This is a genomic window from Hymenobacter koreensis (assembly GCF_039541855.1).
Classification (GTDB): Bacteria; Bacteroidota; Bacteroidia; order Cytophagales; family Hymenobacteraceae; genus Solirubrum; species Solirubrum koreensis.
Genome location: NZ_BAABHA010000001.1, coordinates 201,550 through 227,930 on the forward strand (window position 1 = coordinate 201,550; position 26,381 = coordinate 227,930).

The window sequence follows — 26,381 nt, forward strand, 5'->3', positions numbered from 1 at the left end:
CGCCCATTCGTTTCCTGCTGCTAATTAGCCGGCTGCAGGTGCTTGTTCAGAAAGCTGAGGGTGGTTTCGTAGGCCTTCATTTCGTTGGCGCGTTTGGCAAAGCCGTGGCCCTCGTCGGGAAACACCACGTACTCCACGGAGCCGCCCTTCTTCTTGATGGCCGCCACCATGTCGTCGGATTCTGGTTTGATAACGCGTGGGTCGTTTTCGCCTTGAATTACCAGCAGCGGCCGCTCAATTTTATCGGCGTGGAAGAGGGGAGAGGTAGCTTTCAGGCGCTCCATTTCGGTGGTTGGGTCGCCAATTTCCTCGTACAATGCCTTACGCATCGATTCCCAGTAAGGAGGGATGCTCTGCAGCGTGCGTACCCAGTTGCTTACCCCAAAAATATCGACGCCGGCCGCAAAGCGCTTCGGCGTGAAGGCCAGCGCGGCCAGCGTCATGTAGCCGCCGTACGAACCACCCATAATGGCTACCCGCGAGGTGTCCACGTAGCCCAAGGAAGCGAGGTACTTCTTGGCGGCAATACAATCCCAGAGCGGTTCGCGGCCGTGCTTTCGGTCATCGGCGGCGTAAAAAGCCTTGCCGTAGCCCGAGGAGCCCCGGTTGTTCACGCGCAGCACCACGTAGCCGTTGTTCACCAAATACTGGCTCAGGGCCGAGTAGTTAGGGGTAGACTGGCCACCGGGGCCGCCGTGTACTTCCACCACGGCCGGTAGTTTCACGCCACCGGGTTTAGCCCACTGCGGCGCGTAAAGCAAGGCCGGAATGGCCATACCGTCGAAGGACTGGTACCGAATGGTGCGGGTGTCAACGAGGTCGGCGGGGTTAATGGCGGGGTTCAGGCAGTTGGTCAGCCGCTTGGTGGCCTTGTTGTTGAAGTCGTACACGTACAGGTCGGAGGGGCTTCGGTCGCCGTTCACGAAGTAGGCCATGCGGCGGTCGGAAGGCGAGAAGGTAAGGCCGGTAATAACGCCGGCAGGCGGCGCGGGCAACTCCACGAGCTTGTTGGTGGCCGCATCGTAGAGGCGCATGGTGGTGCGGCCGTCCTCGTTAATTCCCGTTACGCGGTACTTGCCGGTGCGCGAAAAATACGTGTACACCACGTCCCAATTGGCCTTTTCCACCGTTTCGCGCTTGCCCGTGTTCAGGTCGTAGCGCACCACGTAGCTGAAATCGGAGCCGTCGTCGGTGGTGGCGTAGAGGTAGCGCGACTTGGGGTCGAAATCCATGGGCGTGTTGGCCATGTTGCCCTGGTGCGCCGTGAGCGGCTTGGTTTCCTTGGTATCGGTGCGGTAGAGGTAAACGTCGGAATCGAGCGTGGTATTGGTTTTCTGCAAGACCACATAACGCTCGTCGTCGGACGCCACCACCGGGTCGAGGCCCTGGGTGTTTTGGTAGATGAGCGTGCGTTGCAGCGAAGGCACATCGTAGCGGTAGAGGTCCATGAATTTGGGGTCCCGCTCGTTGGTGAGTACGTAAAAAGCCTTACCGTCGCGGCGCCAGCGGCCAAAATCGGCCCGCAGCTTGTCACCGGGCGTTAAGTCGCGTTCCTGGCCGTTGGCTTCGCGCACGTACAGGTGGTAGTTCTCGTTGCCGCCCTGGTCGTGCCGGTACACTATGCGGCCGTCGGGCAGCCAGGCGGCAGGGTAGATGCTTTCGGTGGTCGAGGTGGTAACGGCCGTGGGTTTACCGCCCTTCACCGGCACGGTGTACAGGTTGTAAATGCCGGTTTGGTTAGAGCTGAACAGGACTTGCTGCTCGTCGGGCGAAAACGCGCGGCCGTTGAGCTTGGTGGTATTCATGAATTGCTCAATGGTGTAGCGGCGCGTCATCTTCTGGTCGGGGCCGGGTTTGTTGGCTTGCGCCTGCGCCACAGCAGGCAGCAACACAGTCAGCAGTAACAGCAGATGAAGCAGGCGAGGGGAGAGGCTTTTCATACTGGCGTTTTTCGGTTGAGGAAAAGAGCAGAAAGCGGGAGTTTCGCTTAGACAAACCCAGGCAAAATGGAGTAAGCTGCGTTTTGTACGGCGCTAAAACAAGGCAGCCGCCAATCAGCACCCAAGCCAAAAGGCAGGTGGCCTGTCTTGGTTAAATATAGTAATTAGGTGTAATAATTATACATGAGCAAGGGCTTTTATTCCCTGCGTCTCAACGACTTCAGTTGAGGAAAAGCTCGACCGAAAAAGCTGCCCATTTCTGCGTTTCTTTGCGCAAGCCGGCGGAGTATCCGGCGCTTTCTTGCTTTCCTTTCTTCATGAAGAACCCGCTTCAACTGGCCATTAACGCCATTTTGCTGATTGCCGTAGCCGTGCTGTTTTACCTGCACTTTGCGCAGAAGCCCGCCGTTACCACGCAGCCCGTAGCCGCTGCTACCGCCGAAAAGACGGCCGACGAGCCCGCCGATTCTGCCGCTACCACCCCCGGGCCCAGCACCGCCGTGGTTACCGCCGAGGCCGACAAGCCGTTGCCGGCGGCCGCCACCAACAACATCCGCAAGGTGGCCTACGTGGAGTCGAGCAAGCTGCTGGAAGGCTACCGGGCCATGCAGAGTGCCCGCAAGGAGTATGAGCGCAAAGCCACGCAGTGGCAGAAACAGCACGAAACCAACGTGCGCGCCTTCCAGGCCGCCGTGCAGAACTACCAGAAAACCGGCGCCGGCCTAACCGAGGAGCAGCGCGCCGCCACCGAGCAGCGCCTGCAGGCCCAGGAGCAGCAAGTGGCCCAAAAGCAGCAGCAATTGCAGCAGCAAGCTCAGCAGGAAGAAGGCCGCATGACCGAGCAGGTGCTGGGCCGCGTGAACAAGCTGTTGGAAACCTACGGCAAGGAAAACGACTACGACTTGATTCTGATTGCCGGCAGCGGCACCATTGCCTACGGCCGCAAAGGTCTCGACATTACCGAGCCCATTCTCAAGCGCCTGAACGCCGAGTACGCCGCCAAGGGCAAGAAGTAAACCTCCTCACTGAACGTTACGAGTACCCCGCCAGCAGCTTACAGCCGGCGGGGTATTTTTTTGCCCGTTTGCAACCCGGCGCTAAACCAACGGCCTCTACGCGGTGGGCCCGCGTGCCTTGCTAACATCATTGTGCGGTTGCCCGGGCGGGTTTGCCGCAGCTAGCTTTGTTTTTCCTCCCCCACCCATTTTTATGAAGCTACTTCTTCGCTCGGGCGTTACCGCTGGTGCGTTTATCTGTTTATCGGGAGTCGCGGTGCAGGCCCAGCAGGCTCCGGCGTCGGTGGGCCGGGTTACCTTCAGCGGCTACGTGCGCGACGCCGCCACCGGCGAAAACCTCATTGGCGTGGCCGTGGTGCATCCGGGCACGGGCAACGGCACCTCCACCAATACCTACGGCTTTTATTCGCTCACCCTGCCCGCTACCGGCGACACCACCCGCCTGCTGGCCTCCTACCTGGGCTATCAGCGGCAACTGATGCCGGTACGCCTCGACAAAAGCCAGTCGTTGAACATCCGGCTGACCTCGGCCATGAGTGAGCTGGACGCCGTGGAAATTGTGGGCACCAAGCAGGAAAAGTTGGCCGAAACCACCCGCATGAGCACGGTAACCATTCCGCTGAACCAGATTAAGGCCGTGCCGGCGTTGTTTGGGGAGCGAGACGTGCTAAAAGTACTGCAGCTGCTGCCCGGCGTGCAAAGCGGCGGCGAAGGCCAGACCGGCCTGTACGTGCGCGGCGGCTCACCCGACCAAAACCTGATCCTGCTCGACGGCACGCCGGTGTACAACGCTTCGCACTTGTTCGGCTTCTTCTCGGTGTTTAATGCCGACGCGCTGAACAACGTGGAACTGATTAAAGGCGGCTTCCCGGCCCGCTACGGCGGCCGCCTGTCCTCGGTGCTCGACATCACCATGAAGGAAGGCAACATGCGAGAGTTTCACGGCGAAGGCGGCGTGGGCCTCATTGCCTCGCGCCTCACGCTGGAAGGCCCTATTAAGAAAGACACGTCTTCCTTCATCATCTCGGCCCGGCGTACTTACATCGACGTTCTGGCCCGGCCGCTTGTTAACTGGGCCTTGGCCGCGGAAGGTATTCCGCGCGACGAGCGGCCCACCGTGGGCTACTTCTTCCACGATGTTAACGCCAAGGTAAACTGGAAACTCAGCCAGCGCGACCGGCTGTACCTAAGCGCCTACACCGGCCGCGACAAGTTTTACGCCCGCTCCAAGGACTCCGGCGACGACGGCGAGTACAACCGCCTGAAGTCAGGCCTGGGCTGGGGCAACCTCACGGCAGCCCTGCGCTGGAACCGCATCATCAACGACCAGCTGTTTGCCAACACCCACCTCACGTTCAGTCGCTATCAGTTTGACGTGGGCATTGAGGAAGAAAACCGCTACCGCAATAACGGCGAGCTGAAAACCGACAAGTTCGCCCTGCGCTACCTTTCGAACATCCGCGACTTCAGCCTGAAAACTGATTTCGACTACCTGCCCCTGCCCGACCACTACGTGCGCTTCGGCGGGCAGTACATTTTCCACCACTTCCGGCCGGGCGCCGTGCAGCTGAAAAGCTCCGACCCCGATGCCAACCTCGACCAGTTCAACACGTCCAGCCGCACGCTGGGCCACGAGGTGGGCGTGTACGCCGAAGACGATTACAAAGTAACCGAGCGGCTGAAGATTAACGCCGGCCTGCGCCTGAACGGGTTTGCCGTCGATAACAAGTTCTTTCCATCGGTAGAACCGCGCCTGGCGGCCCGCTTTCTGCTCACCGAAGACTGGGCCTTGAAGGGCGCTTACGCCCGTACTTCTCAGTTTATTCACCTGCTCACCAACAGCGGCATTGGCTTGCCCACCGATTTGTGGGTGCCCGCCACGGCCAAAATTAAACCCCAAAAAGCCCAGCAAATCAGCCTGGGCGCGGCCCGCAACCTGCGCTTTAAAGACGAAGATTACGAGCTGAGCCTGGAAACCTACTACAAACCCATGCTGGGCCTCATCGAATACCGCGAGGGTGCCAACTTCTTGGGCACCACCGATAATAACTGGCAGGATAAAGTAACAAGCGGCAAAGGCTGGGCCTACGGTGCCGAGGTGTTCGTGCAGAAGAAAACCGGCCGCACCACCGGCTGGATCGGTTATACCCTGTCGTGGAGCAAGCGCCGGTTTGAGGAGCTGAACCAAGGCGAAATATTCCCCTTTAAGTACGACCGCCGCCACGATGCCAAGCTGGTGCTCATTCACCAATTCAAGGAAAACCTGCGCCTCTCGGGCACTTGGGTCTACGGCACCGGCAACGCCGTTACGCTCTCGCGCGGCCGTTTTGTGCTGGGCGACTACACCCAGTACGACGACTACGGCCCGCGCAACTCTTACCGCATGCGCGCTTACCACCGCATGGACCTCGACCTGAGCTACACCAAAAAGAAAAAGTGGGGCGAAATCGTGAACAGCTTCAGCCTTTACAACGCGTACAGCCGCCAAAATCCCTACTACCTGTACTTCAGCCGCGGCTACACCGATAGCAACGGCAACGTACAGGAAAAGCCTAGTTACAAGCAAATCAGCCTGTTTCCCGTGCTGCCTTCGTTCAGCAAAAGCTTTAAGTTTTAACGCTGCCGATGTATGCTGATGCCCATTAGTACAACCTCCCTCGCCATGCGTAATTCCTGTTTCACCCGCTCCCGCCTGCCATTGGTAGCCTTGGCCAGTACCAGCCTGCTGCTTGCCGGCTGCGAAACGAGCATCGACGTGCCCGAGCCCGAGCACACCCCGCGCATCGCCACTTCGTACGTGCTGGATGCCGGACCCGCTAACGATTCCCTGGGCCGCCAGCTGTTCAGCGACCGGCAGCCCTTTGTGAGCGTAAGCCAGCGCCTGTTCGACTCGCGGGAGCTGAAGGGTCGTAACGATGCCACCATTGAAGTGCGCGACGAGGCCGGCACGGTGGTGCAGCGCTACCGCTCCGCGCGGCCCCAAAGCGGCGGCACGTTCGGGACCGACGGCTATTACCAGCCACGGCTGAGCTACCAATTTCAGCCCGGCAGCACCTACCAGCTGCGGGTGGCCGTGCCCGGAATAGAACCCGCCGAAAGCCAGCTGACCATGCCCACCCAAGTGCCCGTGGCCACAGCCAGCTTCACCCAGCTTTCAAGCCCCGACCCCTACGGCGGCCGGAAAGGACGCCTGTCGGTTTCCTTCGACGACCCCGCCGGCAGCACCGACTATTACCTGGTGTACGCCCGTTTGCTTGATGCGCAAGGGCGGTTTCTCACCTGGGCCTTCGCCGACGACGAGGGCGACGGAACGGTTAGCATTTCCGCCTTTAAGCTGTCGGTGCCGGGCGGCTACGGCACCTACCCGTTCTCCGATAGGGGCTACGAAGGCCGGCGCCTCACCCTTACCAACACCGTGCAGTACTACGGCGACGGCGGCACGGGCCGGGGCCCCCGCTACATCGAAGTAGTGGTGTCGCACGTTACCCGCGACCTGTACCTGTTCTACAACAGCCGCCGCGTTTACCAGGATAACGACGGCAACCCGTTCTCGGAGCCTACCCCGCTGCACTCCAACATCAAGCCTGGCTTCGGCATTTTCGGAGGTGCAACCGATGCCGTAACGCGCATTCCGCTGTAGCAGCGCGAGGTGGTCGGGCCGCAAGCGCAGCTGCACTTCGCACCGAAGGTCAATACAAAAAAGGCCCGGCAGCATTTGCTGCCGGGCCTTGCCGTTTCCTATAACGAACAGGTTTACTGCTTTACAATGCGCTTGGCAATGGTACCCTCGGCAGCGTGCAGGCGTACGGTGTACATACCAGCAGGCAGCGCAGCCAGGTTCAGCTCCTGCTTAATGCTGCCTTGTTGCACGCGCAGCGCCAGCGTTTCCACCACCTGGCCTACGGTGTTTAGCACCTCGGCTTTCACGATGCCCTGCTCGCGCAGGCCGTCCACGGTAAAGGTGGCGGTGCGCAGGGTGGGGTTGGGGTAAATCGAAGCGGCTGCTTCTAGGCCCGTAGCGCGGCGGATGCCCAGCGTTACAAAGTTACTGTAGCTAAACACGGTATTGTTATCGTAGCGGCTCGTGGCGGGGTTGTAATCCTGCGATACTTTGCGGCGTACCTGGTTGCCGGCGGTATAAGAAAGCAAGTTGCGGCGTGCGTAGTCGATGGCCCAGGTGTTGTTAGCCCACTGCTCGCCCGTGTACTGGAGTTCGTTGCCGAAATTATCATTGGAGTACGTGAAGCGGTAGTCGTTAACCCAAGTGCCGGGAGAAGCCTGGCGCTGGGTAATTTCCAGGTAGCTGCCATTAGGCTGGTGCGTAACCGTAATTCGGAATTCTTCGCCCCAAGTATTGGACGTAGGATTCCATTCCTGGTCCTCGTAGGAAGAGGGGAGCATAGCGGCCCAGTCGTGCCAGGTAATGTTCCGGATGCGGTATTCGGGAACGTAGCTGCCGTTGCCCCAGGATTCACCAAGAAATTCGGTCCATTGGTTGCTGGCGTTAACCGTGTACGTCTGGCGGGTGTCGGGTAGCCAGGTATTGGTAATGGAGTCCCACGATTCGTTTACCCGAAGAAGAATGGTGCCGGCCGCGTTGTAGGTGTGCGTGGACCGAAACCCTTGGTTCATTACCCAACTGTTGCCTTGCCACAGGTAGTAGAAATCTGAGCTGCGGCTCCCCTGGGCGTCATACGTATATGCGGTGCGCCGGGAGTTAACGAAGGCTGAGCCAGTCCAGCTCTGAGCAATTTCCTCGGTAACCTGCCCCTGCGCGTTATAGCGCGAAAACCTCGTTGGTAGCAGAGTCCGATGAGATTATCTGCGAAGGTTTGCCTTGGGCATTATACGTGGTGGTCGTAACCAAGCCACTAGCCCAGCGGTTGATTTGGGTGTCCCAGGTATGGTATACAGTGCGGCCGGGTACCGTTACTGCACCAAGTACGCCGCGGGCCGCCGCGCTAGCAGTAGGTTTCGCCTCTTTTGCTAAAAGGCCCTTTGCAAGTCGCTGATGCTGACCTTGCGCAAAGCTGCCAAAGGTCACTGTGAGCAGGGCAGCGGTAAAGGCACTGTGTAGAAAGTGTTTCATGTGAAAATGAGGTGTGAAGAGGGCAAAAAATCAGTAAGCTTACCAGAATCCTGGGCCGGTATCCAGGATGCGTAAGTGTGCTCTGTCAGGTAGTGTAATCAACTGAGATTATGATTTCTACTAAGAATGACTGGTTAACCCAATTGAAATCCGATGAAGGATCTATAGGAAGCAAAACACAGCTTAGAAAGCCGTAAAAAGTACCGGACCCAACTCCGCACATTACCAAGCAAAGTTGGTTGAGTAAAAAGGCGCGAACAATACCCGTTTGCGGGTATTTTTTGAAGACGAGGGGCGCAATGACTGAGATATTGTGAACGAAAGGTAAACGCATAAAAAAACGGCTCCGGAATTAACCGGAGCCGTTTTCAGCAGGTAGGTAAAGCAGCTTAAAACGCGAAGCGCAGGCTTACGGCCGCATCGTTGTAGAAGCCGGTGTAGCCGTTAAACACGTCGAAGAAAGGCTTGTAATCGACGCCGATTACGAAGGGCAGGTCTTCGATCTTGTACTCCAGGCCCAAAATCAGGTCAGCGCCGAAGGCAACGTAGGTCTGGTCATCGAAGCGGTAATCGCGCACCAGGTACACGTCGCCCTTGCGGCCCTTGTAGTAATAGCGGCTGTCGGCGAAGTAGTAGCGGCCCTGGTAAGAGCCGGCGTGGAAGCCCGCGCCGTAGTAGAACTGCAGGCCTTTAAAGTCGGAAATGCTTTTGTGTTTCTCGCCCAATATGGTGAGCCGCGCCCCACGGGCTTTGTATTCGGTGGTGAGCAGGGCTTCCAACGCCACCCCGTTTTTGCTGCCGAGGAAGTGCTTAATGGTTAAGCCCGAAGAGTACCCGCCGCCGCGCAGGCCAATGCCGGTTTGGTAGCCGGAGCTTCCGCTGCCCCCGCCCGAGCTTTTGCTGCTCTTCTTGGTTTGCGCGGTAACCGTGCTCGTGGCAGAAGCAAATGCCGCAAGCAAAAGTAAAATCAGTACGTGTTTTTTCATGGTAAAAGTCAATAATGGCCTTGGGTGAATGGCCTATTCAGCTTTGGAAAGCCAAATATACGGCAAAGGATGCAATTTTAGGTAATCTAGTGCGGCCGGAAGCCGTTAGCTTGCCATTGACTATTTGCCGAATAGCGCTGCCCCAATTTCAGGGCATTAAGCCAAAGGAGACACCCCGCGGGCAATGTCGGCGGAAAGGTAGGTGCGCACGCCGCCGCCTTCCTGCAGGGCCGCGTTTAGCATGGCTTGGGCCACGGCGGCCGCCGGAACGGCGCGGTAGTGTTGCAGCGGCCCGATGAGCAGCGGATTCAGCAGCCGCAGCAGGGTAGCGCCCACCCGTTCGCCCAGGCGTTGCTCGCTGCGGTTGCCTAGCAACAGCGAAGGCCGGAAAATGTGCACCGCCCGAAACGGCGCCTGGCGCACGGCTGCCTCCATGTCGCCCTTCACGCGGTTGTAGTAAAAGCGGGAGGCCACGTCGGCGCCCATGGCCGATACCACCATGAACTGCGCCGCGAAATTGGCGGCCGTTAGGGCGGCCAGCTTCACCACATACAAGTAATCGACCTTGTAAAAAGCTTCCTTAGAGCCAGCTTGCCGCATGGTGGTGCCCAAGCAGCAGTACACGTCGTCGGCAATTAGGGCGAGGCGCTGGGTTTCAAGCTCGTCGAAGTCGACTATGCGCTGCTCCAGCTTGGGATGCACCATGGGCAAGCGCCGGCGGCCTATCGAAATAACTTTGCCGTACCGCTCGCTTTGCAGCAGCAGCGGCAGGAGGTAACTGCCCACTAGGCCGGAAGCACCGGCAATGAGGGCGGTTTTTTTCAGATCCGACGTGGGGACCATAGGGCGGAGGAGGTCAGACGAAACAAGGCAAGCCGATTACCCAACGCACGCGGCGGGCGAAGGTTTTACGCAAGGCAATAAGCCGCACGCGGGTAGCCGACGGGAATGGCGGCCGGTTTATTCTTCTTCGATGAGACGGGTATGGTCGTCGGCGAGTTGCACCCGGCCCTGCTTGTAAAGACTGCCGAGGGCTTTCTTGAACACTTTTTTGCTCATGCCCAGGCGGCGGTAGATGTCTTCCGGCTCGCTTTTGTCCGAGAGCGGCAGCTTACCGCCAGCTTTGCGCAGGGCGGCCACCAGCAGATCGGCGGCGGCGCGGGCTTCGTCGAACCCGACGCGCTGCAAGCTCACGTCAAGCTTGCCGTCGGGGCGCACCTGGCGCACAAAACCGGGCAGCTCGTCACCGATGGTGAGCAGGCGGAACACCTCGTTGCGGAACAGCATGCCAATGTATTTCTTGTTCACCAGGGCCGCGTAGCCCATTTCGCTTTGGCCGCCCACCAGCAGCTGCACTTCGTCGCCTTCGCGCAGGTCGGGTTCCCGGTCGGCGTGCCGTTCCCACTTGGCCGTGGCCACAATGCGGTCCGATTTATCGTCGAGGTACACGTACACCAGTACTTTGTCGCCGGTTTTCACGCGCTTGGGCTGGTTGCGCAGCGGCAGCAGCAAATCCTTGGGCAGGCCCCAGTCGAGAAAGGCGCCGATGCCGCTCGTGTCGCGCACGGTGAGGGCGGCAAACTCGCCCACGCGCACCAGTGGGGTTTCGGTAGTGGCCACCAAACGGTCCTCGGAGTCGCGGTACACGAAAGCACGCACGGTGTCGCCCACCTGAATGCCGGCTGGCACGTAGCGGTCGGGCATTAGAATGTCGCCGTCGTCGGAGGTGAGGTACACACCGAATTCAACAAAACGGGCTACTTCCAGGTCGTTATAGTCGCCGAGGAGCATGGGCAGGGGTCAAGGTAGCAGGGAGGCATGAACGAAGCCGTTCATGGTGCGCAAAGGTGCGGCTTAATCCATCAGGAATAAATACCGGGTTTCTACGGCCGCGGCGCCCGGTCGTTGGCCGGGGCGTGTTCAGGAACCGGCAGCCAGGCGCTTACTCGTAGCGCGTAATGCCGGGCTGGCCAAAGCTGAAGTCGTTGAACTGGTAATAGCTGCGCGACGACTCAAAAATGCGCAGGCCGTTGCCGTCGGCAATGCCGCGCGGGTAGAAGCCCAGCATGATTTGAATGGTGCTTACCGCCAAGTATTCGTTGCGGAAGCGTAAGCCCATGCCGAAGCCGGAATAGGGCTTCTGTTGGAAAGGCGACTCGCGGCCGTTGGTGCTCAACCAAGCCACATCGGCAAAAGCCACGCCGGCCAGGCGAAAGCCCAGAAACGATACCGGCGTGAACAGGTTGGTTTCGTAGTTCACCACAAAGCGGCTGCTGCCCCGCAGCAGGCCATCGGGCTGAAAGCCGCGCACGCCCCGGCTGCCTTCAATAATCAGGGGCAGGTCGCCGGGCTGGCGTTCAATGCCAATGAGGGCGCGCGTCCAAAAAAAATGCCGCAGCTGCCAGTTGGCCATGTGGTAGAGGCGGGTGAAGGCCAACGCTTCGCCGTTAAAAATGCCCTCGGTCCAGTGTCCGTTTTCTAAAAACCGCCCTATTTCGCCGCTCACGTACAAATAACCCCGCAAGGGACTGAAGCCCGCGGCGGCCACGCGGGTGCCGAAATAGGGGCGGGCAAGGGTGCGGTTTAAGTCGTAACCGCCCGTTACGGTTAGCAGCGTGCCCGTGGGTACGTCTTCGGTGCGGCCAAAGCCGAACAGGTACCGGTCTTTGTAATAGTGACGCACGCTGTAGCCCACACTCAACAGCCCCAGGGTGCCGTTGCGGTAGTTAGGTGAGGGGCGCTCGGTGAAATCGGTGCGAATAAGGCGCGTCGCCAGAATGATGCGGGCGGGATTGTCGAAGCCCAAATCGTAGCTGCGCAGCCGAAAAGCGCGGCCCAGCCAGGCATCGGCCACGCGGAAACCCAGCGGCGTAAACTGCTCGGGCTGCTCGCCGGGGGCGCTAATCAGCTGGCCCTGCCGAAAGTGCGAAAGGCCCACAGAATACGCATATTCTGTATTTACCGATACAAACCCGCGCGAGAGGAACGCGCCCTTTTCCTCCGATTGCCACTCGTTGCGGTAGCGCGCCTGGGCCACCAGGTAATTGCGCAGCGGCACCGTGTAGCTGCCCTGGTAAGCCCAGCCCTGCGGGTTGTTCAGGCCGTAGGCGAAACGGTTGCGGAAGTCGTGGCCGCGGGCCAGAAAGTTCTTGTCGCGCAGGGTAGCCACGCCCGAGCCCACGTCGCGTAGCTGAAAGCCGCCGCTGAGGCTGAACACGTCCTTGGTAATAACTTTGATGTCGACGCTGTCTTGGGTGGTGCTGCGCTCGTTCACCACCACGCGGGCGTCGAGAATGAAATCGGTTTGGCGCAGCAAACGCTCGGTTTCGGCCAACGACTGCGGCTCCAGTTCCTGCCCGGGGCGGAACAGCAGCAGCTTGCGGATCTTGCGCCGCGAGGTGGTGAGGTGGAGGAAGTTGCCGCCCTTTTCCAGGAAGTTGCGCGGCGTGCGGGTGGTATCGTTGATGTTGTAGCCGAAAGCATCGAGGGCAACCACCTGCACACGGCGCACGATTTTAAAGTTGTGCCGGTCGTACTGCCTATCGAGCAGGGCCGCGTCGAGGCCGGCTTGCTCTTCGCGGCGCTCGGTGAAATTGAACAGCACCGACAGCGCCTTGCCCGCAATGGTTTTGCGTTTGGTATAGGCTTTTAGGTTGCCCAAAAACCGCTGCTGATCGAAGCGGCGGCGCAAGGAATCCAGCGGGGCGTTGCGCAGGCTGTCGGGGGCGTCGGTGGCTTTGGGCGGTTGCGCAAGCACCGGCTGTTGGGCCATGGCGGAGCCGGCCAGCCCCAGCACGACCAGCACGCAGCAACCCCATACCCGCAGAAAACGCAGCAACAGTTTAGGCACAGCAATGCCGCCCCGGCACCCCTGCCACGGCGGCCCCCGAAGATACGCAACAAGGCTGCTGTCGGGGTAGCATGGGCCGTAAAACAGCGCAGGAAAAGAATTTGTTGGCGGGAACCATTCCTAAAAAAATTAGTTGCTAAAAAATCGGGAACAAGCTTGCCTTCCACAGGGTTTATCCGTTGATTTACGCACTGTAAGGCCCGCCTTAGATGAACGAACGGATTCAGGAAAAGCTAAGCATATTGGCAGATGCCGCCAAGTACGATGCCTCGTGCTCGAGCAGCGGCGGCAAGCGCAAAAACAACAACGGAGGCCTCGGCAACGCCGAGGGCATGGGCATTTGCCACAGCTATACCGAAGACGGCCGCTGCGTGAGTCTGCTGAAGATCTTGCTGACAAACCACTGCATTTTCGACTGCGCTTATTGTGTGTCGCGCAAGAGCAACGACGTGAAGCGTGCCGCCTTTACGGTGCAGGAAGTGGTAGACCTGACCATGAACTTCTACCGCCGCAACTACATCGAGGGCTTGTTCCTGAGTAGCGGCATTTTCTCGTCGTCGGATTACACGATGGAGCGCCTTGTGCGCATTGCCAAGAAGCTGCGCCTGGAGGAGAAGTTCAACGGCTACATCCACCTGAAAACCATTCCCGGTGCTTCCGAGGAGCTGATTCAGGAAGCGGGCCTGTACGCCGACCGTTTGAGCGTGAACATTGAGCTACCCTCGGATGAGAGCCTGCAAAAGCTGGCGCCCGAAAAGAACTACGCCGAGATTCTCACGCCCATGACGCAAATTCAGCTGAAGGTGGCGGAGAACCGCGAGGAGCGGGAGCTGTTCAAGAAAGTGCCGCAGTTTGCCCCGGCTGGCCAAACCACCCAACTGGTGGTGGGCGCCACGCCCGAGTCGGACCATCAGATCATCAAGCTCGCCGACGGCCTCTACAAAGGCTACGGACTGAAGCGCGTGTACTACTCCGGCTACGTGCCCGTGAGCGGCGACCAGCGCCTGCCGCAGGTGGTGCAGCCGCCGCTAATGCGCGAGCACCGCCTGTACCAGAGCGACTGGCTGATGCGATTCTACGGCTTCGACGCCGACGAAATCCTCGACCCCGCGCACCCGCACCTCGACCTGGAAATTGACCCCAAGCTGGCCTGGGCCCTGCGCCACCGCGAGATATTCCCGGTGGACGTGAACACCGCCGACTACGAGCTGATTCTGCGCATTCCCGGCATCGGCATGAAATCGGCGAAGCGCATTGTGGCCGCCCGCCGGTTTGCGCCGCTCACGCTGGACCACCTGCACAAGTTTGGCGTGGTGCTGCGCCGGGCCCGCTACTTCATTACCTGCCGCGGCATGGCCCTGGAAAAGCGCGAGTACGACGAGCAAACCGTGCGCCGCAAAATCCTCTACGGCGACGGGCAAACCCGCTCCGCTCTGGTTAAGCGCCAACTCGATTTGTTCGCGCCCGAGCCCACCATCATTACCGCCCCCGACCTCGTTTCGCCACAGCTCGACCTGTTTCGCCAGGCCAGCTAACCACCGATATTCTCTCTCCTCAGCCATGACCGTTTCGCACCGAGACTCCGAAGAACAACAGCCCGCCGCCCCGCAACTCGCCCAGCCCGAGAAAGTGGCGCGCATGGCTTGCTGTTGCAAGCTCAGCGACCTGCTGCCACTGGTTCGCCAGCAGCTGCAAGCCCGCCAGCAGCGCAACGCCACCGCCTCGCCCCGCGAGGCCGAAGCCGCGTAAAACACGTCCGGTTGTCCCCATTTGCTGGCAACAGAATTCCGGCAAAACCTACCGGCGCCAGCGGGGTACAAAGACGGTGGCTTACGAACTCGAACACCATTACGTGCGCACCAACGGCATTCAGCTGCACGTGGTGCAATGTGGCCCCGCCGAAGGGCCGCTGGTAATCCTATTGCACGGCTTTCCGGAGTTCTGGTACGGTTGGAAAAAGCAAATTCCGGCTCTGGCCGAAGCGGGTTACCGCGTGTGGGCACCCGACCAGCGCGGCTATAACCTCAGCGACAAACCGACCCGCGTGGCGCACTACGCCATCGATAAGCTGGCCGCCGATGTGGTGGGGTTGATTGATGCCGCGGGCCGCGAAAAGGCCTTCATGGTCGGGCACGATTGGGGCGCGGCGGTGGCGTGGTGGCTGGCCCTGCACCACGCGGATAGAGTAGCAAAGCTGGCCGTTTTGAACGTTCCCCACCCAGCAGTGCTAGGCCGTAAGGTGCGGCGCAGCCCGCGGCAGTTGCGCAAAAGCTGGTACATCTTCTTCTTTCAGCTGCCCTGGCTGCCCGAGCGGCTTATTCGTTTCGGCAACTGGCGCGTGGGGCGGAAAACCTTAGTGGGCAGCAGCCGGCGCGGCACTTTCAGCGACGCCGATTTGCAGCAGTACCAAGCCGCGTGGGCCCAACCCGGCGCCGTGCGCAGCATGATTAACTGGTACCGCGCGGCCGTGCGCTCGGTGAGCCGGCTCGGCAAAACGGGCCGCGTTACGGTGCCGGTGCATATCATCTGGGGCCGACGCGACGCTTTTCTGGAAGCCGACATGGCCGCCGAAAGCCTGACTTACTGCGACCGGGGCCAGCTAACGTACTTCGACAAAGCCACGCACTGGGTGCAGCACGAAGAAGCAGCCCGCGTAAACGAATTGCTCCTGGCGCTGTTCCAGCAAGCGAATCAGGTGCCGATTATTTACACCACCTCTTGAAAATGCCTCGCCTCAACAAGCTCCAACGCCGCGCCCCCGGCATGCCCGCCGCCGTGCCGGTTACGGCGTTGCGCCGCCCCGGTGAGCTGCCGCCCAGCTTCCGCGGCACCGGCCGCTTCACCTACGACGGCTCGTTCGACGGGCTGCTGACGGTGGTGCTGGCCTGCTGGGAGCAGCGTTTGTGGCCCGAGGCCATTCAGCCCGAAGGCACGGCGCAGGGTGGCTTGTTTGCCGAAACGCAGCACATTGAGGCCGACGAGGAAAAAGCCCGGCGCGTGTGGGACGGCCTGCTGAAGCACATGACCGGCGAGGCGCGCACCAGCTTGTACAAGGCATTCCTCTCGGAGCGCGCCGACCGGGAATTGCTCATTTTTCGCTACGTACAGCTGGCCATTGAAGCCGGTGGGCAGGACATCAGCGAGAATTTCAGCAACGACACCGTGCGCCTCATTGCCGACATCAACAAGCAGATGTTTCGCGAAAAGCATCGTATGGAGGCTTTCGTGCGCTTCGAGAAGTCACACGACGGCTTGTTTCACGCCACCGTGGAGCCCGATTTCGACGTGCTGCCGCTTATTGCCGAGCACTTCACCAAGCGCTACGCCGACCAACGCTGGCTAATTTTCGACCGCCGCCGCGGTTACGGTTTGTACTACGATTTGCAGCGCACCGATATCCTGAGCTTCGATGCAGAATCGGCCGCGCCACGTGGTGGCAACGCCGTATCGGCCGCCGTGCTGGATGAGCGGGAGCCGCTGTTTCAGTCCTTGTGGCAGACTTATTTCGACCACGTGAACATCCCGGAGCGCCGCAACCTGAAGCTGCACCGCCGCCACATGCCCAAGCGCTACTGGCGCTTCCTCACGGAAAAGCAGCCGCGCGAACGAAACTTCCAGCCGATTCAGAATAAGAATAACGCGGCGTAAAGGAGGGGCGAAAGAAGAACAGGCTTAACTCGCGGGGCAAGCTCCTAGCCCCGGCTGCGGCCGTAGAACCGGCTGAATCCAAACGCCAGCACCACAAAACCCAGCCCGGCCGCGCAAACGCCGGGCCAGTGCCCGTGCGTCCAGGCCCAGCCGCCAACCAACGAGCCCAGCGCCCCGCCAATAAAATAGCCCGTCATGTACACCGTGTTCAGGCGGCTTCGGGCTTCGGGAACGAGGGAAAAGATGCGCGACTGGTTGGCAATGTGGGTGGCCTGTACGCCTACATCTAGCAGAATGACACCCACTACCAGCGCGGCCACATAGCCGCTGCCTAAAAACAGGATGCCGTAGGCCAGTACCCCCAGCGCAATGCCGATGCGGATGGCGTAGTCGGGGCCGCGGTTATCGGCGGCTTTGCCGGCCAGCGGCGCGGCCAGGGCACCACAAGCGCCAATCAGGCCGAAAAAACCGGCTACGGCGCTGCCGTAGTGGAAGGGCGGGCCTTCCAGCAGAAACACGAGGGTGGTCCAGAACACGCTGAAGCCGGCAAACATGCAGCCGCCCACCAAGGCCGAGCGGCGCAGCAGGGGCAGGTCGCGGGTGAACGTCAGCAAGGATTTCATGAGCGTGCCGTAGGAGCCGCTGAAGCCCGGTTGGTCGGTGGGCAGGCGCCAGGCCAGCACGGCGCCCAGCAGCACCATGGCTGCCGCGCCGCCGCCAAACACCGTACGCCAGCCGAAATGCGCCCCTACGTAGCCGCTCACGGTGCGCGAAAGCAAAATACCGATCAGCAAACCGCTCATGATTTGCCCCACTACGCGGCCCCGGTCTTCGTCGCGGGCCAAGTGGGCCGCCATGGGCAGCAGCAGTTGCGGCACGGCCGAGAAGACGCCGATGAGCAGGCTGGCCGCCAGCAAAACAGCGAAGCTGGGCGCCCAGGCCGCAGCGGCCATACACAAGGCCACGCCCAGCTGCATCAGCAAAATCAGGCGCTTACGTTCCAGCTTGTCGCCGAGCGGTACCACCAGCAACATGCACAGCGTATAGCCCACCTGCGTGATGGTGGCAATGTAGCTGGCCTGGTTGTCGGGCACGCCAAACGTGCGGCCAATTTCGCCCAGCAGGGGTTGGTTGTAGTAGATATTAGCCACCACCAGGCCACAGGTCAGCGACATCAGCCACACCAGTGCCGGACCAAGTTGGGGTACCGAAACGGATTCGGGTGGGGGCGCGAGTTCCGGGCTCAACGGAGCGTTTTTCATGCAGGGATTTTGGCAAGCGGCCTTTGCCTAACTGCGAAACCCGGCCGATGGTTGTGTAGCCCACGCCGTGCGAATGCGCAACGCGGGTTGAGGTCCGGATTCTGGAAAATAAGTGGGACTGAACTGTTCTGGCCGACAAGAGCGGCAGTCCTGCCGCCTGTAAGAATGCGCGGGACCCAGATTGCCGCGCAGCGCCCATCTTCGGAGAAGGACAGGAAAGACGTCTTTGCCGCTCCTGCAACTTCGTTACTTTTGCAGCTGTTGCTTCTCGTAGTCGCGGCCTCTGCTTAGCAGTAGAAGCGGGCTGGCGTCCTAATTTGTACTCAGCAGCATGGCCACTCCCGACCGTATTTCCCAGACCCTAACCCGCCACGGCCTGCGCCAGACGGCGGTACGCCGGGCCGTGCTGCAAGTGCTGGCCGATTCGGCTTTTGCCTTGTCGGGCGGCGAGATAGAGCAGCAGCTCGACCCCAGCACCGACCGCATCACGCTGTACCGCACGCTGAAATCGTTCGAGGAAAGCGGCCTTGTTCACCGCGTGGTAGATACCACCGATGTGGTGCGATACGCCGCCTGCTCCATCGAATGCAGCGCCCACGCTCACTTCGACAACCATGTGCATTTCAAGTGCACGAGCTGCCAGCACATTTACTGCCTGAACCAGGTAGCCATTCCGGCCGTGACGCTGCCGGATCGGTTTCAGGCCGTTACCCGGGATTACCTACTTGGGGGCGTTTGCCGCGAGTGCCAGCCCGCGTAGCCGGTTTTTGTAACCACGAACGAGCCGTTCAGACCAGTGAAGTCGGAACGGCTTTTTTCTTGATGCCATTGCTGTGGGAAACTGCTGACCTATTTTCTTAAATGCAACATTGTTGCATTTAAGAAAATAGGGTTTACCTTTGTCGGGCTGCGGCGAAGCTGTGGGGCAGTAAGGATCTGTGTTTGCGCTGCCGCCCCCGGGCCTTAATTCCTTATTGATTACGCTGCTGTGCTTGGCGGCCTGCTGAGTGCGCAACGCGCCTCGCGAAACCTGGAGTCAAAAGGCAAGGCTCCCGGCTGCGTGAGCAAAGCGAAGGGAGCGACCTAACCCGGTTTGCCCCGCCGGCCTGGGTTTCTCATTTTCAAACTCATATCGTCATGCATAACTCACCCGAAATCGTGATTGTGGGAGCTAGTCACGCCGGCCTGAGCGCCGCCCTCACCCTGGGCCGCTCGCGCCGCCGCGTACTGGTGCTCGATGGTGGTCCGCCGCGCAACGCGCCCGCGGCCCACGCGCACAACTTTTACACCCAAGACGGTACCCCGCCCGCCGAGCTGCTGCGCCTCGGCCGCCAGCAGCTTGCGCCCTACGATGTGGAAATTCGGGGTGTAGCGGCCCAAACTGCCCGCGTTACGCCCACCGGCTTCGCCCTCACCCTGGCCGACGGAACGGACGTAAGCACCGGCAGCCTTATTCTGGCCACCGGCATGCTGGACCTGCTGCCCGCCGTGCCCGGTTTGCGGGAAAAGTGGGGGCAGGGCGTGTATCACTGCCCGTACTGCCACGGCTGGGAAGTGCGCGACCAGCGCGTGGCCATTTACGGACGCGGGCAGTTAGGCTTTCACCTAGCCGTGCTGCTCAACCATTGGTGCCCGCAGCCGACGCTATGCACCGATGGCCCGGCCGAACTGGACGACGACCAGCGCGCCACGTTGAATCAGCTGGGCATTCGGGTGGTGGAAACGCCCGTAACGGCACTGGTGCCCACCGCTCACGGCGTGGAGGCCGTAGCCTTTGCCGATGGCTCGCTGCTGCCGGTTGACGCCGTTTTTGCTCGTGCGCCCCAGCAGCAGCGCACCGATTTGGCCGCCCAGCTTGGGTGTGCTTCCACCGAGGACGGCCTTTACGTGAAAGTAGACGCCATGGGACTAACCACGGTGCCCGGCGTGTACGCAGCCGGCGACCTTGCCAAGCCTCTGCAGCAGGTGGTAGCCGCCGCCGCTGCTGGCGCCGCCGCTGCGGCCATGCTCAATAACCAGTTGATCTTCAGTGAGGCCGAGCTTCAACAACACCAGTACTAACTAGGGCAACAGCGCAGCTATTAAGCGTTTGCGTTGCGGGGCTGCCCCGAAACAAGCCCACAACCGCTGCCACGCTTGAGCTCGTGCTCTAAGCCGGTAGCTTTTCTACTCCGCATGAAAGTTTACGTTTTGCGCGTTATGGCCGATTACGGCGGCATGCTGAATGCCGGCCTTTGCCTGCTGCATTGTACCGTGGGGCCCGTACTGCTCGCATTTCTGAGTGTACGTCAGCATTCATCTGAGCTGTGGGAAGGCGTGTTTCTGGTCATGAGCGGGCTGTTGGTAGCGGTGGCAACCTGGCGAATGTCGTCGGTGGGCTTGCGGTTGGGGCTTTGGGGCTTTTTCGGGGTGTTTGTGGCGGCGGGCTTGCTGAGTGAGTCATACCCGTGGCTGGAGCTGGTGCAATACGCGGCTTCTGTGGGGCTGATGGGCACGCATCTGCTTAACCTGCGCTACAGTCGCCGCTGCATTGCCCATGCTGGCCGCTAACGAGGACGGCAACGGGTGGGCAAAACGACCGGCGGGCCGTAGGGCAGCCGGCCGTTCCCGCAGAGCGGGTGCCGGGCAACCCTTTCCGCAGGGCCTGCATCTGAGCCGTTCAGACGCTTCTTACCCGAACGGCATATGCGGCTAACCTACAACCACCTGAACAACCTCGTCGGCGCGCTGGTGCTGCTGGCTTCCTTCACCACGTATTGGCTCACGCTGGAGCCCACGGTGAGTTTCTGGGACTGCGGCGAGTTCATTGCCAGCGCCAACAAGCTGCAGGTGCCGCACCCGCCCGGCGCGCCGCTGTTCTTGCTGCTGGGCCGCGCCGCTTCGCTCTTCGCCGGCGCCGATGTGGCGCAGGTTCCGTTGTGGGTAAACGGCTTGTCGGCGCTGAGCAGCGCGTTTACGGTGCTGTTCCTGTTCTGGACCATCACCATTCTGGCCAAAAAGCTCGTGCTCGGCCGCCCCGGCATGCACGACGACCGCGGCCTGGAGCCCAGCTCCGGTCAAACGCTGCTCATTCTGGGCAGCGGTGTGGTAGGCGCCCTGGCGCTGGCCTTTTCCGACTCGTTCTGGTTTAACGCCGTCGAGGCCGAGGTGTACGCGCTATCGAGCCTGGGTACGGCCGTGGTGGTGTGGCTGATGCTGAAGTGGGAGAACCGCGCCCACGAGGCCGATTCCGACAAGTGGCTCGTTCTTATTGCCTACGTTATTGGTCTGTGCATCGGGGTTCACTTGCTGAACTTGCTGGCCATTCCGGCCCTGGCCTTTATCTACTATTTCCGCCGTACGGCGCAGCCCAACCGCCGCGGCGGCCTGGTAACGCTGGCCGTGAGCGGGGCATTGGTGCTGGGTATTCTGATGGGCGTTATTCCGGGCTTGCCTTCGGTGGCAGGCGCTTTGGAGGTGTTCGTGGTAAACAGCTTCGGCCTGCCGTTTAACAGCGGCGTGGTGTTGTTTGTCGGTTTGCTGGTAGGCTTAATCGTGGGTGGTTTGCGCTATACCAAACGCCGGCAGCTGCAGCTGTTGCACACGGGCTTGCTTGGCTTTGTGTTCGTGCTCATCGGCTACACGTCGTATTTGATGGTGCCCATCCGCTCGGGCTTTAATCCCGTCATCGACGAAAACAACCCCGACGAGGTGCTGTCGTTCGTAAGCTACCTGAAGCGCGAGCAGTACGGCGACCGGCCGCTGCTTTACGGCCCGCAGTTCAATGCCCAACCCATCGACCAAACAGAGGGCGCGCCGCGCTACGTGCGCCAAGGCAGCAAGTACGTGGTAGCCGAACACCGCCTCGAAACCATTTACCGCGCCGAGGACAAAACCCTGTTGCCGCGCCTGTACAGCAACCTACCCGGCCACGTGCGTGAGTACCAGAAGTGGACCGACGTGCAGCCCGATCAGAAGCCCACCATGGCTCAAAACCTGGCGTTTCTGTTTCGGTACCAAATCGGGCACATGTACACGCGCTACTTCCTTTGGAACTTCGTAGGCCGCGAGGCCGATGTGCAGCAGGCCGGCGTGCTATGGCCTACTAGCGCCAGTAAAAACGGCCTGCCCGCCGAACTAGCCGATAACCGCGCCCGCAACAATTACTTTGCCCTGCCCTTGCTGCTGGGCGTAGCGGGCCTGCTGTTCCAGCTGCGCCGCGACCGGCGCAACGCCTTGGTGGTGGGCATGTTGTTCGTTCTCACGGGCCTCGCGGTGGTGCTGTACCTAAACCAGCCGCCCACCGAACCGCGCGAGCGGGACTACGCCTTCGCCGGCTCGTACTACGCGTTTGCCATTTGGCTGGGCCTGGGCGTGGTGGCGGTGGCCGAGGGCTTGCGCCGGGTAGTGCAGCAGGAACGCCTACGTGCCGTGGCTGCCTCACTGCTCTGCCTGGGCGTGCCTTTCCTGATGGCCCAGCAGAACTGGGACGACCACGACCGCAGCGGCCGTTACGCCGCGCTGGACTGGGCCAAGAACATGCTCAACAGCGTGGCGCCAAACGCCATTCTCATCACTTACGCCGACAACGACACCTTTCCGCTCTGGTACGCCCAGCAAGTGGAAGGCGTGCGCCCCGACGTGCGCGTGGCCGTCGTGTCGTACCTGAACACCGACTGGTACCTCGACCAGATGCAGCAGCGCCACGGACCCTCGGCGCCGTGGCCCATGACTTTGCAGCACCAGGATTTCGCCCAGGGCACGAATGACTATTTGCCCTTCGTGCCGAACCCGGGTGTGCAGGCCGTGAACGTGAAAGAGTTTATGCAGCTGGTACGCCAAAATAGCCCGCTGCTGCAAGTGCAAACGCAAAGCGGCAAGTCGTTGCTCTCGTACCCCACGCCCAATTTTTACCTTGATGTAGATACCGCTGCCGTGCGCCGGTTGAGCATTGTGCCGGCGGAGCGCCGCACCCAACTGGTAGCGCGCATGCAGTGGAGTGTGGGCAAAGATGCGCTGGAGAAAAAGCAGCTGGCCCTACTCGATTTGCTGGCCACCAACAACTGGCAGCGGCCCGTTTATTTCTCCACCAGCATGGACCCGCGCGAGTACCTAGGCCTCGATAACTACCTGCAGCTCGAAGGCTTGGCGTACCGCGTACTGCCCGTGGCCGCACCCGCCGTTACCGCCGACCCCAATGCCGCACCGGAAATAGGAACCGTGGCCCGCGAACTGCTCGACGATTCGCTGATGCGCAGGTTTGCCTACCGCAACCTGCACTTGCCCAAAGTGTATTTCGATGAGCAGCAGCGCCGCCTCATGGGCCAGTACCGCCAGCAATTCGCCCGCCTCGCGCACGCGCACATGGCAGCCGGCGACCCAGCCCGCGCTCAACAGGTAATCGACAAGTGCCTGCGCGTGCTGCCCGACGATTCCATTCCGTACGATGCCTCATCGGCGGATTTGGTGGCGCCGCTGGTGCAGCTCGGGCAAGCTCCGCGGGCGCACCAAATGATGGACCTGATGACCAACCGCGCCCAACAGGCCCTGGCCTACTACACCACCCACGAACCCGCCCGTTTCGACCGCGAAATTCAGTCGAACGTAGTTATGCTAAGCCGCCTCTACCAAGCTGCCGCCGACACCAACGACCAGGCCCGCGCTACCCGCATTGCGCAGCTGTTTCAGCAGTACGTACCGCGTTCTTAGAGCGGTTCTCAGGATGGCGGACCCCACCCCCGGCCCCTCCCCCGTAGGGAGGGGTGCGTTCTGCTAAAAAATGAAATTGTTGCGGACGTCTGGCACCCCTCCCTACGGGGGAGGGGCCGGGGGTGGGGTCCCCATACACCAAGCTGAGAACCGCTCCTAAGCCTCAGGCTCATGCCTAACTTCCAGGCAACTCAGCGCACGGCAACCTGCGTTTAGGCCTTGCGTTCAGAACAGGCATGAGCCGAGGTTTTGTAAAAGAAGACGACTCGCAGCAGCCGCCCATTATTCCGCCGCGGGCGGCGCTGCCACCCAATACGCCCAACTACGTGACGCCACGTGGCCTGGAGCAACTGCGCGAGGAGCTAGCCGGGCTGGAAGCCGAACGCGCCCGTGCCGAGGCCAACCGCGACAACGATACCGACCGCACCCGGCAACTGAGCTTGCTAAACGGCCAGCTCAGCCAATTAAATAGCCGCATTGCCAGCGCCAAAGTGGTGGATCCACGTAGCCAACCCACCGACGAAGTGCGGTTTGGCGCTACCGTAACGTTGCGCACCCGTAGCGGTGGCAAGGTGGGCTTCGAGCGGAAGTTCACCATCGTGGGTGTGGACGAAGCCTCCGTAGCCGAGGGCAAAGTGGCGTTTGTAGCGCCCGTAGCGCGGGTTGTGCAGGGTGCTAAGCTGGGCCAGCTCGTCACGCTGAAACTTGGCCCGCGAGAGGAGGAAGTAGAGGTAACAGGCATTGCGTACGACGGTGGCTTATAGCGGGCTGCGGTTTCCACAAATCGGCAGTAACGTAGCTTTGCAACGGGGCACGGTGTTGCCCCGCTTGCTGCCTTATGATTGTTTACAAATCCAGTGACTGGTGGGATGCGTTTCGCCACCTGCACAAGTCCTCCGTCATCCGCAAACTCCTAAAGCGGGTGGTGCTGGTGGGGCTTTACGGAACCGTGGTGGCGTTGCTGGGGCGCGGCGTCATGAACTTGAAGTTCACCGTTGATCCGCAGTATTTCTCGCTGCTGGGCATCCTGCTCAGTTTGTTGCTGGCCTTCCGTACCAATACCGCCTACGACCGTTTCTGGGAGGGCCGCCGCCAGTGGGGCCAGCTTATCAACAGCTGCCGGAACCTGGCCGTGCTGCTGCACGCCCGCCTGCCCGCCTCCGACCGCGAAAACCGTTTCCACCTGGCCAAGCTGCTCTCCAATTTTCCCATGGCCCTCGACGGCCACCTGCGCGGCGGCGTGCGCTTCGAAAAGCTTGAAGACCTTGGGCCTGAGCTGATGGAGCAGCTAAGTCAGGCCAGCCACGTGCCCTCGTTGCTCTCGGCCACGCTGCAGGAGTACTACGAGCAGCTGCTGCGCCAAGAACTGATTTTGCCCATACACCTGCTGGCCATTCAGCGCCACCACGAAGTGCTGCTGGACGTTACGGGCGCCTGCGAGCGAATTCAGCGCACGCCCATACCATTCTCGTACAGCTTCTTCATTAAGGCCTTTATTTCGGTTTTCCTGATGGTGATGCCGCTGGTGCTGCTCACGGCCTACGGCTATTTTATGGTGCCCATTACCATGTTCGGCGCCTTCGCCCTGCTGGGCGTGGAAATGATTGGCGACGAAATCGAAGACCCATTCGGCAAAGACAGCAACGACCTGCCGCTGACCCAAATGTCGAACCGGATTCGGGTGAACGTGCACGAAATTCTGGGCGTGGAGCTGAACGAGGAAAAGAAGGCCCTGGCCGCCGCGCCGTACAGCGTGGTGTTCTAAAACGGGCGGTACCGAAAGTACTTGGGCTTGAGCCGGCGCCGCACATACGACGGTAGCGGTTCGCCTTGCTCGTAAGCGGCAATAATTTGCTCGCCGCGGTGCTTGCCGAACCGTTTGGTGCGCAGCAGGCCGTAGCCCATCATGGCGCTGCCGAACAGCCAGTCCCGGTTCGTGTCGATGCGTTGGCCGGTGGAGGTGCCGGGCGGGCGCAATGCCGTGGTTACGGCCGCCTCGGCCAGCACGGCGCTGCCGGCGGCCGTGTAGCCCAGCGCCCCCTTGCTGCGCAAGCCAAACAGGTTGCGCACGGCCCGAATGGTATCGGCGGGGGAGTAGCGCGCCGTAGCGAGGGTGTTTGCCGGCCCCGCGGCAGGAGCTACAGCCGTGGTTTGTGCGAAGACGGGCTGGCAAACGGCCGTAAGCAAGAGTAGGAGGGGAGTAGCGAGGTAGCGCATCGTAACTAATGATAAGTAGATTGGCTGGGGCGTTGCAAGCCAGTAGCAATAAGGCTGCTGGCGGCTTGTTGAGTAAATTATAGCCTCAAGAGCGAGGCAGCAAATCAACATCAATGATGCCGCCGGAACCATTAAGGCGGCGCAGCTGATGAATGCTGGTCGCGTCGAAATCGTGCAGCGTAAGCAGGGCTTCCAGCAAACGGTGCTGGCGGGCTTTTTCGGCCTGCATAAACGGGTCGGCGGCTACCACGGCTTCCAGGCCGCGGCGGCTGGGACTCAGGTTCTGGTAGTCCTGCACGAACATATCCACGCTGTCCATGGCAGCGGTAGCGCAATTATGCAGGTGGCTTTCCAGCTTGTCGGTCAGGAATTGCAGGGCCTCGTTCAGGGCAATGCACGCATCCACGGCGTACGAGGTCAGCGGGCTTTTCGAGGCGTTTAGGGCGGGCGTTACCAGCTCCAGCTTTTCGAGCAGCGAAGCGGCTTCCTGCTTGTGAAACTCCCCGAGGCCGGAGTTGTAGAGCAGCTCCACGCCGCGCTCATACACAACCGGGCTACCCCAGCTCTCAGCTTCACAAAACGCCTGGTATTGCGGGTACAGCCGTTCGCAAACCAGCCCGGCAAAAACAGCTTTCTGGCGGTCGGATAACCCAATGATTTGCGTTTCGATGTCGTCTCTCATGCC

Annotated in this window: 23 protein-coding genes; 13 read left to right on the forward strand and 10 right to left on the reverse strand. The window is 60.8% G+C overall.

Features of this window, described 5'->3' with window-relative positions:
• Positions 1–20 precede the first annotated feature (20 nt).
• Entirely contained in the window at positions 21–1,940 is a 1,920-nt protein-coding gene (locus ABD903_RS00900) for a S9 family peptidase (protein WP_345220511.1), read from the reverse strand.
• A 317-nt stretch (positions 1,941–2,257) separates the two neighbouring features.
• Between ABD903_RS00900 and ABD903_RS00905 the strand changes: the two genes are divergently transcribed.
• From ABD903_RS00905 to ABD903_RS00915, 3 genes are all read left to right on the forward strand, one after another.
• Complete coding sequence (locus tag ABD903_RS00905) at positions 2,258–2,956, forward strand: OmpH/Skp family outer membrane protein (protein WP_345220513.1); 699 nt, start codon at positions 2,258–2,260, stop codon at positions 2,954–2,956.
• Between the two features lie 193 nt (positions 2,957–3,149).
• Positions 3,150–5,573, forward strand: coding sequence for a TonB-dependent receptor (locus tag ABD903_RS00910; RefSeq protein WP_345220515.1), 2,424 nt, complete (start codon positions 3,150–3,152; stop codon positions 5,571–5,573).
• Between the two features lie 45 nt (positions 5,574–5,618).
• Positions 5,619–6,596: a DUF4249 domain-containing protein gene (locus tag ABD903_RS00915; RefSeq protein WP_345220517.1), complete on the forward strand. Its 978-nt coding sequence runs from the start codon at positions 5,619–5,621 to the stop codon at positions 6,594–6,596.
• Positions 6,597–6,709: 113 nt separating this feature from the next.
• Here ABD903_RS00915 and ABD903_RS00920 read toward each other — a convergent pair whose 3' ends face one another.
• From ABD903_RS00920 to ABD903_RS00945, 6 genes are all read right to left on the reverse strand, one after another.
• A complete protein-coding gene (locus ABD903_RS00920; RefSeq protein WP_345220519.1) occupies positions 6,710–7,588 on the reverse strand; it encodes a T9SS type A sorting domain-containing protein in 879 nt (292 codons plus the stop codon).
• A gap of 145 nt (positions 7,589–7,733) precedes the next feature.
• Entirely contained in the window at positions 7,734–8,045 is a 312-nt protein-coding gene (locus ABD903_RS00925; protein ID WP_345220521.1) for a hypothetical protein, read from the reverse strand.
• A gap of 389 nt (positions 8,046–8,434) precedes the next feature.
• The gene (locus tag ABD903_RS00930) at positions 8,435–9,031 is read right to left on the reverse strand and encodes a hypothetical protein (protein ID WP_345220522.1); all 597 of its coding nucleotides are present in this window, start codon (positions 9,029–9,031) and stop codon (positions 8,435–8,437) included.
• Positions 9,032–9,187: 156 nt separating this feature from the next.
• Positions 9,188–9,874 (reverse strand): NAD-dependent epimerase/dehydratase family protein, encoded by a 687-nt coding sequence (locus ABD903_RS00935; RefSeq protein WP_345220524.1) that lies wholly within the window; start codon positions 9,872–9,874, stop codon positions 9,188–9,190.
• 117 nt (positions 9,875–9,991) lie between these two features.
• The gene (locus ABD903_RS00940; protein WP_345220526.1) at positions 9,992–10,822 is read right to left on the reverse strand and encodes a CvfB family protein; all 831 of its coding nucleotides are present in this window, start codon (positions 10,820–10,822) and stop codon (positions 9,992–9,994) included.
• 151 nt (positions 10,823–10,973) lie between these two features.
• Positions 10,974–12,881 (reverse strand): BamA/TamA family outer membrane protein, encoded by a 1,908-nt coding sequence (locus tag ABD903_RS00945; RefSeq protein WP_345220528.1) that lies wholly within the window; start codon positions 12,879–12,881, stop codon positions 10,974–10,976.
• 209 nt (positions 12,882–13,090) lie between these two features.
• Between ABD903_RS00945 and ABD903_RS00950 the strand changes: the two genes are divergently transcribed.
• The 4 genes from ABD903_RS00950 (at position 13,091) to ABD903_RS00965 (ending at position 16,529) form a co-directional block, all read left to right on the forward strand.
• Positions 13,091–14,416, forward strand: a complete 1,326-nt coding sequence (locus tag ABD903_RS00950) for a putative DNA modification/repair radical SAM protein (protein WP_345220530.1) — start codon at positions 13,091–13,093, stop codon at positions 14,414–14,416.
• A gap of 25 nt (positions 14,417–14,441) precedes the next feature.
• A complete protein-coding gene (locus tag ABD903_RS00955; RefSeq protein WP_345220531.1) occupies positions 14,442–14,630 on the forward strand; it encodes a hypothetical protein in 189 nt (62 codons plus the stop codon).
• A 76-nt stretch (positions 14,631–14,706) separates the two neighbouring features.
• A complete protein-coding gene (locus ABD903_RS00960) occupies positions 14,707–15,603 on the forward strand; it encodes an alpha/beta fold hydrolase (RefSeq protein ID WP_345220533.1) in 897 nt (298 codons plus the stop codon).
• A gap of 2 nt (positions 15,604–15,605) precedes the next feature.
• On the forward strand, positions 15,606–16,529 hold the full coding sequence (locus tag ABD903_RS00965) for a TIGR03915 family putative DNA repair protein (protein ID WP_345220535.1): 924 nt from the start codon (positions 15,606–15,608) through the stop codon (positions 16,527–16,529).
• A 44-nt stretch (positions 16,530–16,573) separates the two neighbouring features.
• On the opposite strand, the gene ABD903_RS00970 is transcribed toward ABD903_RS00965, so the two are convergent.
• A complete protein-coding gene (locus ABD903_RS00970) occupies positions 16,574–17,791 on the reverse strand; it encodes an MFS transporter (RefSeq protein WP_345220536.1) in 1,218 nt (405 codons plus the stop codon).
• Between the two features lie 331 nt (positions 17,792–18,122).
• Here ABD903_RS00970 and ABD903_RS00975 point away from each other — a divergent pair, with 331 nt between their 5' ends.
• The 6 genes from ABD903_RS00975 (at position 18,123) to ABD903_RS01000 (ending at position 25,244) form a co-directional block, all read left to right on the forward strand.
• The gene (locus tag ABD903_RS00975; protein WP_345220538.1) at positions 18,123–18,551 is read left to right on the forward strand and encodes a Fur family transcriptional regulator; all 429 of its coding nucleotides are present in this window, start codon (positions 18,123–18,125) and stop codon (positions 18,549–18,551) included.
• A gap of 377 nt (positions 18,552–18,928) precedes the next feature.
• On the forward strand, positions 18,929–19,852 hold the full coding sequence (locus tag ABD903_RS00980; protein ID WP_345220540.1) for an NAD(P)/FAD-dependent oxidoreductase: 924 nt from the start codon (positions 18,929–18,931) through the stop codon (positions 19,850–19,852).
• A gap of 114 nt (positions 19,853–19,966) precedes the next feature.
• Positions 19,967–20,341, forward strand: coding sequence for a MerC domain-containing protein (locus ABD903_RS00985; RefSeq protein ID WP_345220542.1), 375 nt, complete (start codon positions 19,967–19,969; stop codon positions 20,339–20,341).
• Between the two features lie 135 nt (positions 20,342–20,476).
• Positions 20,477–23,479, forward strand: a complete 3,003-nt coding sequence (locus ABD903_RS00990; protein WP_345220544.1) for a glycosyltransferase family 117 protein — start codon at positions 20,477–20,479, stop codon at positions 23,477–23,479.
• A 236-nt stretch (positions 23,480–23,715) separates the two neighbouring features.
• A complete protein-coding gene (locus tag ABD903_RS00995; RefSeq protein ID WP_345220546.1) occupies positions 23,716–24,243 on the forward strand; it encodes a GreA/GreB family elongation factor in 528 nt (175 codons plus the stop codon).
• Positions 24,244–24,317: 74 nt separating this feature from the next.
• Positions 24,318–25,244 carry a bestrophin family protein gene (locus tag ABD903_RS01000; protein ID WP_345220548.1) on the forward strand — a complete coding sequence of 309 codons (927 nt, stop codon included), beginning with the start codon at positions 24,318–24,320 and terminating at the stop codon, positions 25,242–25,244.
• Here ABD903_RS01000 and ABD903_RS01005 read toward each other — a convergent pair.
• Both ABD903_RS01005 and ABD903_RS01010 read right to left on the reverse strand, forming a co-directional pair.
• On the reverse strand, positions 25,241–25,696 hold the full coding sequence (locus ABD903_RS01005; RefSeq protein WP_345220550.1) for a hypothetical protein: 456 nt from the start codon (positions 25,694–25,696) through the stop codon (positions 25,241–25,243). The two genes, ABD903_RS01000 and ABD903_RS01005, sit on opposite strands and share 4 nt — an antisense overlap.
• A gap of 85 nt (positions 25,697–25,781) precedes the next feature.
• Positions 25,782–26,378, reverse strand: coding sequence for a DUF416 family protein (locus ABD903_RS01010; RefSeq protein ID WP_345220552.1), 597 nt, complete (start codon positions 26,376–26,378; stop codon positions 25,782–25,784).
• Between the last annotated feature and the right edge of the window lie 3 nt (positions 26,379–26,381).